The organism is Pseudomonas sp. 13B_2.1_Bac1 (assembly GCF_025466155.1).
GTDB classification, from domain to species: Bacteria; Pseudomonadota; Gammaproteobacteria; order Pseudomonadales; family Pseudomonadaceae; genus Aquipseudomonas; species Aquipseudomonas aylmerensis.
The window spans coordinates 66232-81381 of record NZ_JANLOH010000023.1; the positions used below are offsets into that span (position 1 = coordinate 66232).

15 protein-coding genes are annotated in these 15150 nt (G+C 62.5%); 5 read left to right on the top strand and 10 right to left on the bottom strand.

Features of this window, described 5'->3' with window-relative positions; genetic code table 11:
• Positions 1-245: 245 nt before the first annotated feature.
• The 5 genes from NTD80_RS05265 to NTD80_RS05285 all read right to left on the bottom strand — a co-directional run bounded on the left by NTD80_RS05265 (position 246) and on the right by NTD80_RS05285 (position 6159).
• Positions 246-2141: an alkaline phosphatase D family protein gene (locus tag NTD80_RS05265; protein ID WP_262132477.1), complete on the bottom strand. Its 1896-nt coding sequence runs from the start codon at positions 2139-2141 to the stop codon at positions 246-248.
• Positions 2142-2250: 109 nt separating this feature from the next.
• Positions 2251-2442, bottom strand: coding sequence for a hypothetical protein (locus tag NTD80_RS05270; protein WP_262132478.1), 192 nt, complete (start codon positions 2440-2442; stop codon positions 2251-2253).
• A gap of 287 nt (positions 2443-2729) precedes the next feature.
• A complete protein-coding gene (locus tag NTD80_RS05275) occupies positions 2730-4973 on the bottom strand; it encodes an ATP-binding protein (RefSeq protein WP_262132480.1) in 2244 nt (747 codons plus the stop codon).
• On the bottom strand, positions 4970-5584 hold the full coding sequence (locus NTD80_RS05280; protein ID WP_262132482.1) for a biliverdin-producing heme oxygenase: 615 nt from the start codon (positions 5582-5584) through the stop codon (positions 4970-4972). Before NTD80_RS05280 ends, NTD80_RS05275 begins: the two co-directional genes overlap by 4 nt.
• A gap of 194 nt (positions 5585-5778) precedes the next feature.
• Entirely contained in the window at positions 5779-6159 is a 381-nt protein-coding gene (locus NTD80_RS05285) for a response regulator (protein WP_065908558.1), read from the bottom strand.
• A gap of 197 nt (positions 6160-6356) precedes the next feature.
• Here NTD80_RS05285 and NTD80_RS05290 point away from each other — a divergent pair, with 197 nt between their 5' ends.
• A complete protein-coding gene (locus NTD80_RS05290) occupies positions 6357-6899 on the top strand; it encodes a demethoxyubiquinone hydroxylase family protein (protein ID WP_262132483.1) in 543 nt (180 codons plus the stop codon).
• 43 nt (positions 6900-6942) lie between these two features.
• Complete coding sequence (locus tag NTD80_RS05295) at positions 6943-7317, top strand: c-type cytochrome (protein WP_065908559.1); 375 nt, start codon at positions 6943-6945, stop codon at positions 7315-7317.
• On the opposite strand, the gene NTD80_RS05300 is transcribed toward NTD80_RS05295, so the two are convergent.
• The 5 genes from NTD80_RS05300 to NTD80_RS05320 form a co-directional block, all read right to left on the bottom strand.
• Complete coding sequence (locus NTD80_RS05300; RefSeq protein WP_262132485.1) at positions 7318-9339, bottom strand: LTA synthase family protein; 2022 nt, start codon at positions 9337-9339, stop codon at positions 7318-7320.
• A 68-nt stretch (positions 9340-9407) separates the two neighbouring features.
• On the bottom strand, positions 9408-10019 hold the full coding sequence (locus tag NTD80_RS05305) for a hypothetical protein (protein ID WP_262132487.1): 612 nt from the start codon (positions 10017-10019) through the stop codon (positions 9408-9410).
• Positions 10019-11287, bottom strand: coding sequence for a sialidase family protein (locus NTD80_RS05310; RefSeq protein ID WP_262132489.1), 1269 nt, complete (start codon positions 11285-11287; stop codon positions 10019-10021). Before NTD80_RS05310 ends, NTD80_RS05305 begins: the two co-directional genes overlap by 1 nt.
• A gap of 22 nt (positions 11288-11309) precedes the next feature.
• Positions 11310-11855, bottom strand: a complete 546-nt coding sequence (locus NTD80_RS05315; protein WP_262132491.1) for a cytochrome b/b6 domain-containing protein — start codon at positions 11853-11855, stop codon at positions 11310-11312.
• Positions 11855-12121, bottom strand: a complete 267-nt coding sequence (locus NTD80_RS05320; RefSeq protein WP_065908564.1) for a PepSY domain-containing protein — start codon at positions 12119-12121, stop codon at positions 11855-11857. Before NTD80_RS05320 ends, NTD80_RS05315 begins: the two co-directional genes overlap by 1 nt.
• A 147-nt stretch (positions 12122-12268) precedes the next feature.
• Between NTD80_RS05320 and NTD80_RS05325 the strand changes: the two genes are divergently transcribed.
• The 3 genes from NTD80_RS05325 (at position 12269) to NTD80_RS05335 (ending at position 15146) form a co-directional block, all read left to right on the top strand.
• Positions 12269-12931 carry a response regulator gene (locus tag NTD80_RS05325; RefSeq protein WP_120449838.1) on the top strand — a complete coding sequence of 221 codons (663 nt, stop codon included), beginning with the start codon at positions 12269-12271 and terminating at the stop codon, positions 12929-12931.
• Positions 12928-14280 carry a sensor histidine kinase gene (locus NTD80_RS05330; RefSeq protein WP_262132495.1) on the top strand — a complete coding sequence of 451 codons (1353 nt, stop codon included), beginning with the start codon at positions 12928-12930 and terminating at the stop codon, positions 14278-14280. The genes NTD80_RS05325 and NTD80_RS05330 overlap by 4 nt, the downstream gene beginning before the upstream one ends.
• 293 nt (positions 14281-14573) lie before the next feature.
• Positions 14574-15146 (top strand): hypothetical protein, encoded by a 573-nt coding sequence (locus NTD80_RS05335; protein ID WP_201145839.1) that lies wholly within the window; start codon positions 14574-14576, stop codon positions 15144-15146.
• Positions 15147-15150 lie beyond the last annotated feature (4 nt).

Genomic DNA, 15150 nt, shown 5'->3' on the forward strand with positions numbered 1-15150 from the left:
TGGCATCCGAGGCCTGCCGATATTGATGCCGGTACTCCGTGGCTGGCGCTACTGTACAACGGGATTTGAGTGCTTTGAATAGGGCGAATGTACGCCTTTGGCAGGATGGCAATAGGCTATCTATCGAGGGCGCCCGACGATTTCCCCGCGTCTGGACGCTGCGCAGCGCTTCGCGCCAGCGTTCGAACCGCAGGTACCCCTTGTGGCCATCCGAGCTGGACGGCCTTGTTCTCGATGAAGAAAAGTTACTTGGGAGCCACCATTCTCGTCCTGGCCTTCCCATCCGCGTTGTGTTGGTAAATCTCTTCAGGTTGGCCCTGTTCGTTGAAAAACACCTGGCCGATCCCCGCCGAGTTCCATAGCCGCTCGCCCGCTTCGGCATGTTCCGGAATATGCGGAACCACCTGCATGGTGCGGCGGCGGGTGAACCAGTTGAGGGGCGAGCGGGGCGAGTAGAGCCAGCGGTTGAGCCGGTCGAACCATTCCAGCAGGCGCGGCGGGAATTCGTTCTTGATGCCGCTGCTGGTGATCTGCCAGATTTTCGGGCCGGCATTGCGATGGCGGATCAGTACTTCGTAGACGAACGAATAGTGCACATCGCCCGACAGGATCACGTAGTTCCCCGGTGTCCGTGAGTGACGGAAGATATTCAGGATCACCTGGGCGGCGCCGCGATGGGCCATCCAGTTTTCCGCGTCCACCAGCAAGGGGTGGCCGCACCAGCTGAACACTTTTTGCACGGTCTCGATCAGCTTGACGCCAAAGATCGGCGCGGGCGAGACGATGATGGCCGAGGGGTGATCAAGCAGTTCCTGCTGCAGTTCGCTCAAGGCTTCCCAATCCAGCAGGCCGGAAGGTTGCTTGAGGGTGAACTCACTGCGCCAGCGGCGGGTGCGGGTGTCCAGCACCACCAGCGCAGGCGTGGTGGGCAGTACGTAGTGCCATTGCTGGAATTTCAGCAGGGCCTCGAGCAATGCATCCTGGGCGCTGGCGTCCAGGTGGTTGGCCTGGGGCTGGGTGGTCAGCGCCTGGACCTGGCTGACCAGCGGGCCAAAGACATCCGGCTGGTTGCCCCAGCCCTGGCACAGCAAATAGGCCAGCAGGGCATTGCCGATGATGCGTTTGGAGAAGGGGTGCCCGTAGGCGGTTTCTTCCCATTGGGCGCTGAGGTTCCAGTCGTCGGTGATGTCGTGATCGTCAAAGATCATCAGCGTGGACAGGTGGGCGAATACCCGCGCGACGCCCGGCAGGCCCTGGCGAAAGCGCTCGATTTGTACCCGTTCGCGGGCGTAGCGCTGCTGTTCTTCGGCGCTCAAGCGGGGAGGCTCCAGCGTGAGCAGGTTCCAGGGCGTGGGCGACCAGACCAGCAGGTACATCGCCATGACTTCGGCGAAGGTGACCAAGTGGTTATCGGCGGTGCTGCTGGTGAATATCGGTTTTTTCACCCCGCCGAAAAATCGCTCGCGCAAGGTTTCATTGCTGTCCAGCGCCGGGAGCAGGTCGGCACGGTGGTAGTAGCTGGCGCGATGCCCGTAGAGGCTGGCGCTGTCGTCTATCACCGCTCCTTCCAGGTATTCATCGAACAGGCCCAGGCGCGCGATCAACCCATGGATCGCCCGCAGCATGGGCCCGGCGACATCGTCCGCGTACACCTGGTCGCCGCTCATCATCAACAGGGCCGGGCGTTGCTCGGGCAGGTGGGCTTCGGCCAGCAGGCGGTCGACGCACAGCAGGCCTTCGGCCGCGTGATGGTGTGGTTTGCGGCACGAGCCATGGACCAACTGATGAATACGGCTGTGCAGCACAAAACTGGGGTATTGGGCGTCTGCATACAGCAGGTGTGGCGCCCACTCGGCGATGCCGAGGCTGTCGATCAACAGGTCATAGCCAATGACCTCATCCTGGGGCAGGGCGTCATCCAGCGGCACATCGATCAAGTGGATGACGGCGTCACGCCCCACCGCAATGGTTTGGCATTGGCCCTGATCCAGCACGATGCTGCGGGTCTGCCCGGCAATGTGCAGCGTCAGGGTCAGCACCAGCTCCCGGCTGCCCATCAGCCACAGCACCAACCGCTGGGGTTCCAGGCGGCGTAGCAGGGGGCCGGCGAGTACGGCGGGCAATGTGTCGGGTGGCAGCATGCAGGGAAGGGCTCCAGGCGGGGTCGGCCGAAAACTCTAGCGCATTGAATGTCAGTGTTTTGTTAAGGCGAGGGTATGAAGGGCCGTGCACAGCCCTTCACATGCCCGGTTAGAGCAGTCGACCGCCGCCCAGGCTGTCCAGCGTGCCGGTGCTCCTGCGCCTGTCGTTTGCGGCCGGGCCATCGGATGCATGTTCGTGGGTCTGCTCGATGCTGCGCTTGTTGCGAGAGCGCGTGACTTCATCCTGCTGAGCCACAGATGCAATAGGCATGTTCAACGAGTGATTGAGGGAACTTATCATGGAGGTGGTCCTCTGTCAGTGGTAAGCCTCACCGCTTAGTGAAGCTGAGCCAAACCTACAGAGGGGGGCGGCAACCGCGCTATAAACGCCTCGCGGCAACATGTGACGGGGCGCAGCTGGAAATCATCGACGCGGCCTTCGGCGCAGCCGCCCGATTCGGGCTAAGTCGCGGCCTCCCTGGCGTGCAGCCCCAACGCCGCGCAGTTCTGTGCGACGCCGTTACGTAACGCGCTGTAGTAATCTGCGCGGCACCCTGGCCCTGGCAGAGCGCCAGGGCGGGAGGCGTGTCAGGTATGCGACTCTTCCATCACCTTTGGCACAGTGAAGCGGAACTCACTGCCACGCCCCAGTTCACTCTCGGCGACGATCTTGCCGCCATGGGCCTGCACGATACCTTGGGTGATGTACAGCCCCAGGCCGCTGCCGGTGGGGTTGTTTTCCGCCTGGGTCCAGTAGCGATCGAACACGTGGGGCAGTTGTTCCGGCGCAATGCCTTCGCCCGAGTCACGCACCGAAAACACGATTTCCTCGCCATTGCTCATGGCGCTGATCCCGATATTGCCCTGGCGCGGGGTGAACTTGATGGCATTGCCAATCAGGTTCGACAGGACCTGGAACAGCCGCTCCGGGTCGGCATTGATCTGCAGGCCGGGCTCGGTGTTGAACGACAGGTCGATGCCTTTCTCCATCGCCAGTGGGGCAAGCAGGGAGTAGGCCTCTTCGAACATCTGGCTGACATCCAGCGCCACCGGCTTGACCACGTAGCGCCCGGCCTCGATTTTCGAGGTGTCGAGCAAGTCTTCCAGCAGCACATTCATGCGCCCGGCGGCCTGTTGCATGGTGTCGATGGCCGAGGAAATGCGCCGTGAGGTGTGTGGGCCATCGGAGCTGAAGGCCTTTTGCATCATGCCGCACAGCATCGAGATTACGGTCATCGGGTTACGCAGGTCGTGGGACACCACCGCCACCAGTTCATCGCGGGCGCGCACGGCTTGTTGCTCGCGCAGTACCTGGCGGGCCAGGTCGTTTTCCAGGGCCGAGCGGCGCAGGTCGTTGGCGGCGAAGCGGTCGCCATGGCTCCACTTGGTAGAGATGCCGGCCATTTCGACTTTCCAGATTTCAAATGAAGTACGTGGGCGAAGGCGCAGGCCGGCGTCGGAATTTTCCAGGTCCAGGGGCTTTTTCGGGTCGCCGCTCCAGTTGATGTTTTCCTTCACTTCCGGGCGGAACCACATCACGCCATTGTCCACCGGCTTGGGCAGGCTCATGGCCAACACGCCGCTGGCCACCTGCTGGAACTCGGCAGCCGGCGGGTACACCGACACCAGGTTATGGCTGGAAAATACCGGCTCGCCGCTGTCCTGCAGCCACTTGTGCAAGGCACGGATCTGCGCCGGTTCCGGGCAGTTGCCGTAGCGGTGCAATTGTTTGTCTTCGATGATCGCCACGCCGCCGGCGAGGGTCAGGTCCATCAGCAACTGGCCGCGTTGGGCGAGGCCGTCGAACACGTTGTCTTGCGAAGCTTTCATCGCCTGGTCCAGCAGCGCCAGGGCCTCGACTTTCTCTTCTCGCTGACGGCTCAGGTCCAGGGCTTCCATGGCGCTGATCTGCAACGACAGGACTTGGCCGATGGTCTGGCAGGCGGTGCGCAGGTCATTGGGCACCAGCAGTGGCTCGCGGTTGCCGCAGCTGATCAGGCCCCACAGCTTGTCGCCCTTCATCAGCGAGATGCTCATGGACGACAGCACGCCCATGTTCTGCATGTACTGACAGTGAATCGGCGACACGCTGCGCAGGGTGGCGAAGCTCAAGTCCAGCGGTTGGCCGGTGTCCGGGCGCAGCTTGGGCAGCAACGGCACCGGCTCGTAGGCCGCGTTCGGGATGATGCGCAGCCAGTTGGTGCGGTACAGCTCGCGGGCCTGCTCGGGGATGTCGGACGCGGGGAAGAACAGCCCGTTGAACAGCTCCATGGACGGTGCCGACGCTTCGGCAATTACCTGGCCGTGGCCTTCGTCTTCGAAGCGATAGATCAGCACGCGGTCGTAACCGGTCATGGCCTGGATTTCGGTCACGCTGATTTCGTACAGCGCCTGCAGGGTTTTCGCCGACTGCAAACGTTGCAGCATTTTGCCCAGGTCACTGGTGCGACCATTCAGCGCGCGTGGGCGGAAGTCTTTGAGCCGCGGTTCGAACTCCAGCACCAGCACGTCCTGATGGCGGTGCAGCAGGCCTTCGAACTCGGCGCCGTTGAGGCTGACATGCAGCGGCGGTGCGTCGACAAAGCTGTTTTGCGTAGCCACGGTTTGCACGGCCTGGGCGTGTTCGGCCCCGATCAGCGTGTGCAGCGGCTGGCCCAGCAGTGCCTCGGGTGCGTGGCCGAACAGAGCCGCGACGTTGGCGCTGACCTGGATGATGCGCAGGTCCGGCTCCGACAAGGTCAGCAGCACGCCGTGGGGCTGGATCGCGCCCGGGAAGCGGATCGGCTCGTCGGCACAGTTGGCAAGCAGCTCTTCAAAATCTTCGGGTTTCATAGCAGTACCTCCTGGCTGTCGAGCCATTGCTCAAAGCAGCTGAACGTCGAACGGGCCGCATCCACTGCGTGCTCTCTGGCCTTGGCGTCCAGCGGCATGTGGCCCAGGTAATCGAGGAAATCCTTCCAGCGTCGACCGGTGTCGGCACCGTACACATTGAGAAACGCACCGCCGTTGTCGGCATTCACGTCCAGGCGCTGGGCCATTTCACGGCGCAATACCTGGCCGCCCAAGGTCGCGCCTTCCAGCACATAGAGGGCACCGAGGCAGGCGGCGGGCGTGTCGAGGCGGGGCAGATGGGCGCAGCGGGGCAGGGCATCGATAGCGGCTTCACTCACGCCGAGGGCGTGAAGATCGCTCACCAGGGTCGGCGTTTTCACACGCAATGCCTGGTCGTAGCCCACGGGAATCAAATCTCGGTCGTACAGCGACGCTTCGATCGGCGCATAAAAACCGTAATACGCCCGGACCAGGCGCTGATACCAGCCGGCATCCAGGCGCTCGGAGAAAAACGGCAGGCGTTTTTCCAGCGCCACGTGCAACAGGCCGGTGCCTTCACGCAACGCTTCCAGCAATGAGGGCGCACTAACGTCATGGGCCGGTGAATGCATTCAATGAGCTCGAACTGTGGGCCTCTCGGCCATGAATGACGCTTGGAAATGGGCGACGATTCTACACAACTCATGGCGATCAACTGAACGCACAAGGCGAAAAGGCTGACCAGCGGATCAGAAAAGTCGCTCCCTGCTCTTCAATGACCACACGGACCCATGTGAAGTTCGGTCCGGGTGATATCGCCATGCTATCAATGCAAGGACGAGCCCTGCTGGGTCAAGGCGGTTTGCACACACTCCAGCAGATGCTCAGTGCTCCACGGCTTGGGCAGGAACCGCACTGAACCGCCCAACTGCTCGGCCAGTTTGGTATTGCCAGACGTCAGCAGCACCGGCACGCTCGGCCACCGGTGCGCGACAACGCGGCTCAGGTCGTAGCCATTGAGTAGCCCCGGCATTTGCACATCGCTGACGATCAGGTCCACCGGATCATCGCCCCGTTCCAGGTAAATCATCCCCTCATCCGCCGAAGGAAACGACGTTACCACCGCCCCGAAATCCTCCAGCACATCCACCATTAACGAACGAATGATCTCGTCGTCTTCCAGCACTAAAATCGATGGCTGAGCCATGATCCTTACTCCACCATCAGGGTCCAGTAAGGTGGAGTGGGGCAGGCGCGGATAGGTTCGATTGGATGTTTATCAGGCGATGGGTGGTCACTTGGAGGGTCTGGCTTGCGCATTTGAGTGGGTGTGCTGCACGATACCGGCGTTCTGCCATCCTGACCGGTCCGGTTCTCACCGGCGCACACACAAGGCCGTCAACCGTGAACGCTCCCACCGCCTCCTTGATCGACCCGGACCTGGGCAACCGCATGATCAAAGTCGACCACGCCGGCGAGCACGGCGCGATCTGCATCTACAGCGGCCAATTGTTCATGGCCCGCGTGTTCGCGCCCGGCATGGTGGCCGAGTTGCAAGCGTTTCTTTCTCACGAGCGTCGCCACCGCGCGGTGTTCCAGGCCGAGTTGCAGCGGCGCGGCTATCGTCGCTGCCGCAGTTATTGGCTGTGTGGGCTGGGCGGGCTGGCGTTGGGGTTGATCACCGGCGTCTGCGGGCGCAAGGCTATTGTCGCCACGACGGTCGCCGTCGAAAGTGTCGTGCTCAAGCACCTGGCGCACCAACTGCACACGCTGCGTGACATTGATCCGCTGGCCGTGGCCGCCATTGCCTCGATTGTCGACGAGGAACAGCACCACCACGACCACTCGGCCGCGCAGATTGATGCGCAGGATCCATGGTTCCGTTCGCTGGCGCCGGTGGTCACGGCATGGACCGAAGCGGTGATCTGGATGGGCATGCGTTCCTGACAAACAGGCATAATTGCCGTTATCACCTGCTGTGGAGTCCACCATGAAGTACGCCTTGTTCATCCTCGCCCTGATCCTCAACAGCGGCTCGGCCCTTGCCGCAGGCGATGCCGAGGCGGGTGGCAAGCTCTTCAGCAAGACCTGCGGCGGCTGCCACAGCATCGGCGAAGGTGCGCGCGGTGGCTTCGGGCCGGAACTCAACGGCATCATCGGCCGACCCGCCGGTACCACCACCGATTACCAGTACTCCGACGCGATGAAGAACTCCGGCGTGGTCTGGACCCGCGACAAACTCGCCGCCTACATCGAGGCACCGAAGAAGGTGGTGAGTGGCACGCGGATGATCTTCTGGGGCATCAGCGACCCGGAAAAAATCGAAAACATCCTCGCCTACCTGGAAACCTTCCAGGATAAATAGTCACTCCCGCACATTCCGGAACAGCATCAACCGCGCGCTCTCATGCAGCCCCTGCGTGAGCGTCCGCAGGCGTTGAAACTCCTGGGGATGCTGCGCGGCGACGTCCTCGCGCGGTGTGGGTGAGGCCAGGTCATGCAGGGTCGGCGAGCTGCCGTCATGCTGCATCTGCAGTAAAAAGTCCTTGGTCACGCCGCCGATGATCGGGAACGTGCCCTCCTGCAAGACCAGCGGCACCACGCGCTCGCCCTCCGGTGCCGGTTGCTGGATGTCCCGGCCCATGGCGCCGTTGCGAAAGGGTATGCCCGCCATGCCGGCCACCGTCGGCAGCAGGTCCGCCAGGCCCACCGCCTCTTCTATGACGCGCGGTTGCAGGCCGGGGGCGTGGATCAGCAGCGGCACGTTGTTGCTTTCCAGGCCCAGTTGTTCGAAGGCCGGGGCCATGTGTGGAATCTGGCTGATGCGCGTGTTGTGGTCGCCGAAGAACACGAAAATGCTGTTGTCGTACCAACCACCGGCCTTGGCGATTTCCATCAAGCGGCCGATGTTGTAGTCCAGCAGGCGCACCGCATTGTATTGCTCGACGCTGCGCGAACCGGCGGCCTGCACCTGTTCCAGGGTCACGTCCTTGACCTGGAAACCGTCGTTGAGGCGGGGAATGGTGAACGGCCGATGGTTGCCGGAAGTTTGCACATAGGCAAAGAACGGCTGGTCCTTGGGCACGCTGCGCAACAGCTGGTCGCCTTCCTTGAACAGGTCCAGGTCGGAGATGCCCCACACGTCCACCCGCGGCGAACGCCAGTGGCTTTCGTCATAGAGTTGCACGCCGTCGATGCTCTGGCGGATCAGCGCGTTGATATTCGCCCAACCGGCATTGCCGCCAATCAGGTAGAACTTCTGATAGCCCTGGAACGCGTTGATCACAGTGTGTTGGCGCGTGATCAGCGGGTTGCGGGTGGCCGTTTCCTGGCGGGTCACATCCGGCACGCCGGTGATGCTCGCCCACACGGTCTTGGCGGTGCCGGTGACGGGCACATAGAAGTGCTTGAAGAACCAGCTTTGCGTGGCCAACTGGTCCAGGTTCGGCGTCGGGTCGAGCGGGTTGCCGTAGGCTCCCACGGCGCTGGTGCCGAGGGATTCGAGCATCACGAAGATCACGTTCGGCGCGCGCTCGCCGGCCAGTCGATACGGCTGCACGGGTTGCTCGCGGATGAAGTTCAGTTGCTGCGCATCCGGCTGGTCAACACCAAGGTACGCGGCGACTTGCGGGTAATGTTCGCGTACCAGGGCCTCATCGAACTGTGACTGGCCGACCTTGAGCGTGTCATACAAAAACAGCACCGGGTTCAAACCCACGGCGGCCACCTGGCTGTTGCCGGAAAAGAACGCATCGCTCCAGCGCAGCGGCACCGGGTTCTCCAGGTTGAGGTTGGCGACGCGGCCGAGCAGAGCGAGCAGCACGGCGACCAGGCCGATCACCGAGACCGAGGCCAGCGCCCATTTGCGCGTGGGCGTGGGCTGGCGATCCAGGGTCAGCCGCTCCAGGCAGATCAACGCCCACACCCACAGTGCCACCGCCGCCAGCCAGCAGGCGGTTATCCACAGCACCGGGTAGGTTTCCCACACCATCTGTTGTGAAATCTGCGCGTCTTGCAGGTAACGCAACACCGTCGCGTTGATGCGCACGCCCAGGTAGGCGTAGTGGCCGAAGTCGATGATATACACCAGGCCGACCCCGGCCAGCGCGATCACCAGGTAACCCCGCGCCAGCCAGCGCAGGGCCGGCAGGGTGGTGAGGTTCCAGCGCGGCAGCCAGGCCAGCACCGCCAGCGGTAGCAGCAACAGCACTGCCAGGCGCAGGTCGAACCGCAGGCCGATGCCAACGGTTTCCAGCAACGCCGGGGTGTCCAGGGCGAGGCCGGAAAACGCCAGCACGAATATCAGTCGCAAGGCGGCCAGCAACGCAAATACCAACCCAATCGCGCCCACGCCGTAGCGCAGGCGGCGTGATTGCAACGCACCCATTAGTTTCCCTCTTCTCAACAACACCACAGATCAAATGTGGGAGTGGGCGTGCTCGCGAACGCGGTGGTTCAGTGCCAGAGATGCTGCCTGACACTGCGCATTCGCGAGCAAGCCTGCTCCCACAGGTTGAGTTGCATTAATCCAGCCACGACGCAGTAGACCGCCAAGAGCGGATCCACCAGATAATCCCAGTAGTTTTCCGAAGCCTTGAGCCGCAGCGCGAACGCCAGGGTGCCCACCGCCAGCATCCACACCGCCAGCGCATTGCGCAGCCACAGCATCAACAGCGCGGCCGCGCCCACCAGCACAATCATCGGCCGTGGATTGAAGCCCCAGCGGTAGGGATCGAAATACGTCAGGCCCAGCGTGGCCGGGTACAGCACCAGGCTCAGCAAGCCAAACAGCAGCAACATTTGCACGTGGTGCTGCCGGTTGAGCGGCTGTACCACGCCCACGCGACTCAAGCCCACCCACGCCAACAACACCAGGGTGCTGATCGCCAGGTCATCGGTAAAACTGCGCACGTACGCCGCCAATGGCAGCTCGTTGATAGGGATAAAACTCACCGCCACCAGCACCGGCAGCAGCCACGGACGCCAGGGTGCGGTGAAGCGCAGCGCGCACAGCAACACAAAGCCCAGCAGCACAAAACTCAAATGCGCCTGCCACATCGAAACCATCAGAGACGCTCCGCCAGCCAGGCTTCGTTGAAGCTGACATGTTTGATAAAGGTGTTATTCCACGAGTACACCAGGTGGTACATGCCGTCCGGGCTGCGGCTGAAGTACGGGTATTCGTATTCGAAATCGCAGCCTTGGGGTTTGCACACGCGGTAGTCGAGATTGCTGAGAAAGCGCTGCTCCAGCGGCAGGCGCCGGGCGCCGCTGGAGGCGCGGAAGCCTTCGCCGATGATCGCCTTATAGGCTTCGGGGGAGAACGGTTGGCCGAGCGGGTCCGGCGACTCATCCAGTTGCACCACGGTGCGCCAGTGGCTGAGCTGGGCGTCGGTGCCGTAGAGGCTGAGTTTGAAACGGCCATCCTCCAGGTCGTTCAGGGCCACCAGCAACCCATCGTCCACCGTGCCCACCGCAGCCAGCGACGAGTTGGGATTGGCCGGCTCCAGCGGGTACGGCTCGCTCCAGGTCTGGCCGGCGTCTTCGGTGCGGCTGGCCAGGACCCGGTGATGGGTGTCGCCGGCGTAGCGCAACATCGCCACGGCGCGCTTGCCGTCCAGCGGCACGATGGTCGGTTGCAGCGAGTGTTTGCCGCGACTGATGCGAAATTTGTCGATCACTGCGCCATCGGCACTCAAGTACAGGTACTCGGCAAACTTGCCCATGAACTCGTGGTACACCGGCAGACCGATCGAGCCGTCGGCATGGAACACCGGGGCGGCGCGCACCAGGGTGCTGATATTGAAGAACGGTGAGGTCACCAACTGCCTTGGCGCCGACCAACTGGCGCCGAAGTCCTCCGAGACCATCAGATTGATCGCACTGGCGGCCCAGCCACCGACTGACACCGATACGTAAAACATCCACAGGCGTTGATCCGGCCCGAGGGCGATGACCGGGTTGCCCAGCTTGCGGATATAGCGCTGGGTGCCGTCGCGAGTGCTTTCCCGCGTGGCCAGCACCTGCTCGGCCCCCCACTCGCCGCTGCGCGCATCAAAGCGCGCGGTGCGCACCTGCACATCGGCCGCGCCTTCGCGGGAGCCGGCAAACCACACCGCCATCAAATCGCCGCCGGGCAGGGCGGTGACGGACGAGGAATGCACGAAGTCAGTGAGTTGGGTGGACACGAAGCGGCTGGTGTATTGCGCCGGCGCCGCCACTTTCGCGGGGTTCGGGCTGGCCTCGGCAAACGGTGCCAGCACATGGGGCGGATGGCTTTGCCAGGCCGCGAAGAATACGGCCAGCAGGCTGCAAATCAATAAGGCGGAGCGCATAGGGAACCTGTCGGCAAAAGGATTACTGCGCACGCTCATCCGGCAGGCGCTTCCTGCGACCGGTGAGCATCGATAACGGCAGGTTGTCCCGCACCTGGATACTTTCAAACAGCGCGGCCAGCACATGCACGCAGACCAGGCCAAGAAGCACATTGGCGGCAGTCTCGTGGATTTGCTGGGGCCAATCGGCGTCCCATAACGCATCGACTTCCTGCATCAGGAAGCCGCTGACGCCGAGGGTCAGCAAGGCCAGCAACATCAACAGCATCACCAGCGCACCAATGGGCGAATGACCCAGCCGGTGCAGCGGGCGGCGGTTGAGCAGCGAGCGTGCGTGGGCACCCAGTCGTTTCGGCGTAGGCCAAAAGTCCGCCCAACGAGCACTGCGCGGTCCGACAAATCCCCACACCAGCCGTACCAGCAGCCAGGCCATGGCGTAGTAGCCCAGCCAGACATGCCAGTCATCGCCCGCTTCATTGAAGAAGTAATTGGCGACAAAGACCCCGGCGATCGACACATGAAACAGCCTCACCAACGGGTCCCACAGGCGCAGGGATTCGCCTGGCATCAGCCTTTGATCTCAGTCTTCACGGCTTTGCCGGTGACCGGGTCGTGGTAGATCTCGACTTTGCGCTTGTCTTTGTCGAAACCGTAGATCTCGTAGCAGTTACCGTCGGTGACCTTGAACTTGCTGATTGTGTAGCCTTCGGCCTTGAGCTTGTCCTGGAAGGCTTTCTCGTCTTGCCATTGCGAGCGCTCGGCGGTGGTGCATTGCGGGCCGGCGATGGCCAGGGGGCTGGCGATAATCAGGGACAGCAGGAGAATTTTGCGCATGGAAAAGCTCTCAGCAGGAGTGGGAGGTTTCACAGTGCAAAACCAACCTTAGCGCAACCTTAGTTGGCAACGAGCCGTAACATCTTTGCCGAAATGCCCCGTGTCATAACCCGGCATGATGCCGCCGATTCCTAAAGAGATTCTGCTATGCGCCTGCTCCTTGTCGAAGATGATCGTGCCCTCGGCCAGGGTATTCGGGTGGCGTTGGGCGCCGAGGGCTATACCCTCGATTGGCTGCAGGATGGCGTCGCGGCCCTGCATGCGCTGCGCACGGAGAACTTCGATTTGCTGCTGCTCGACCTCGGCCTGCCGCGCCTCGATGGCCTCGACCTGTTGCAGCAACTGCGCGCCGAGCAGCATGACGTGCCGGTGCTGATACTCACCGCCCGCGACGGCACCGCCGAACGCATCGCCGGGCTGGACGCCGGCGCCGACGACTACCTGGTCAAACCCTTCGACGTAGAAGAACTCAAGGCCCGCGTGCGTGCCCTGTTGCGCCGCAGCCAGGGGCGTGCGCAACCGATGCTGGAGCATGCTGGCATCCACCTCGACCCGGCCACCCAGCAAGTGCGCTACCTGGACGAAGACATCATCGTCACACCGATGGAATACCAACTGCTGCACCAACTGATGGTGCGCCCCGGCAAGGTGGTGACGCGCGAGCGGCTGTCCCGCGCGCTGTATGGCTGGCAGGACCGCGTCGAGAGCAACACCCTGGAAGTGCTGATTCACAACCTGCGTAAAAAACTCTCCACCGAACTGATCCGCACTGTGCGCGGTGTCGGGTATGTGCTGGTGCTCAAACCATGAGCTCGGTTCGCGCGCGCATCCTCATTCCCGTCTTGCTGCTGATATTGGCGGGTGACGCCCTGATCAGTTGGCTGGTATTGCGCGACAGCCACCACGAAATCGAAGAGGTCTACGACGCCCAGCTCGCCCAGAGTGCGCGCCTGCTGCAAGGTGTCTTGCGCCAGCGCGATCCCGGCGAAGCGGACTGGGACCGGTTGTACGAGGCGTTTGACCAGGCCATGAGCCGCGTCGGCGTGGAGGGCGTCGCCCATCCTTATGAAACCCGGTTGACCTTCCAGGTATGGCGCACTGACGGCCAGTTGCTGGTGCGCTCCGCCGAAGCGCCGATCCTTGCAGCGCCGCCGACCACATTCGGTTCCCACGACATCCTCGACAACGGCAACGACTGGTGCGCTTTCCTGCTCGCCGATCCGCAACAGGGCTTGCTGATCTGGGTGGGCGAGCGCGACGACATTCGCCAGGACCTGATCCAGCGCATCGTGCGCCACACGCTGTGGCCCACCTTGATCGGCGTGCCGCTGCTGACGTTGTTGATCTGGCTGGTGATCGGCTGGGGCCTCAAACCGCTGCGCGCGATGGTCTTGTCGATTCGCGGACGCAATACCGACACCTTGCAACCGCTGCACCTCAAGCCTCTGCCGACTGACCTTGAGCCCATGCAAACCGCACTCAACCGACTGCTGGTCCAAGTGGACGACCTGCTGGAGCGCGAGCGCCGCTTTATCGCCGATGCCGCCCATGAACTGCGTACACCCTTGGCGATCCTGCGTATCCACGCCCAGAACGCGCAAAGCGCCGCGACCCCGGAGCAACAGCGCGAGGCCCTGGATTTCCTGGTCAATGGCGTCGACCGCGCCACCCGTATTGGCAGCCAGCTGCTGACCATGGCGCGCATCGAACCGCAACTGAACAACCCCAAGCGCATCCCCGTGCAACTCACCGAACTGGTGCGCGAAGAACTCGCCGAACTGACCCCGCTGGCCATGGAGCGTGGCGTGGAACTGGTGCTCGAAGGCAATGAAGAGTGCTGGGTCGAAACCGAGCCGGTGGCACTGGCCATCGCCCTGCAAAACCTGGTGACCAACGCGCTGAACTTTTCCCCTGCGGGCAGCGAAGTAAAAGTGGTGATTGGCGCCGATTGCCTGAGCGTGGAGGATGAGGGGCCAGGGATCGACGAGGCGGAGTTGGCGCGCCTGTTCGAACGCTTTTACAGCCGCGGCAATGCCAACGGCGCGGGGCTCGGACTGGCGATTGTCGAGATGATCGTCGGCAAGATCGGCTGTCGCCTGGCGTTGCGTAACCTGGAGCAAGGCGGGTTATGTGCGCGGCTGCTGTTCAGCGTGCGCTGATGCACCGCTTTCGCAGCCTCGCTGAGGCTCGACAACTCCCACAGGTGAGCTTCATCGCGTCGGATATCGTGATCACACAGGGGATTGAAATAAGGGTGACACCGCCAATCCCCTGTGGGAGTTGTCGAGCTTTAGCGAGGCTGCGAAAGGATCACCTCGGTATGCCTGCCAGACCTGCGCATTTGCATCGCCGCCTTCGCGAAGTGTGACAGCTCGCCGTTTCAGTGCGGAACAATCCGTTTAAACTCGGGTCCAGTCATCACTCACTCTCACCTTGATAAGGACATCCTCCCGTGAAGCGAATCGCGCTGCTCTCCCTCGCCCTGGCCTTGGGCGCCTGCCAATCCAACCAACGCGACTCATCGCCCAGCCTGCTCAAGGACGGTATCCAACTGCGCCAGAAGACCGTGGCCGTGGATGCGGATCATGCCAAGGTCATCATGAAGGCCAGCGGTGGCACCAACCCTGTCGAATTCGCCGTGCGCCGCGAAGGCGACCCCGACCAGCGCCTGGAAACCCTCGGCACCGTCATGGACACCGGCGAAGGCAAAGTCTTCAACTGGATCGCCAAGCTCAACCAGACCGTCGCCAGCGCCGGGTTCAAGCGTTTTCCGCAGCTGGAACTCCAAGCGGATCCAGGCAAGAAACTCACCGTCTCCAGTTCAGCGAGAAGCCAGGGCAACGGCGCTTACTACAGCTGTGGCCCGGTGATGAGCACGTTCAGCCCGGAAAAGGCCAAGGTGTATCTGGTTGAGTTCCAGTTCAGGCTCAATAGTGCGGCGTGTGCCCAGCAGGTGTTTGATATTACGGATCCGGCGAATCGGGTGTTGATTGGAGGGGAGGGGAGTGAGGCGAAAGAGGGCTAAGCGG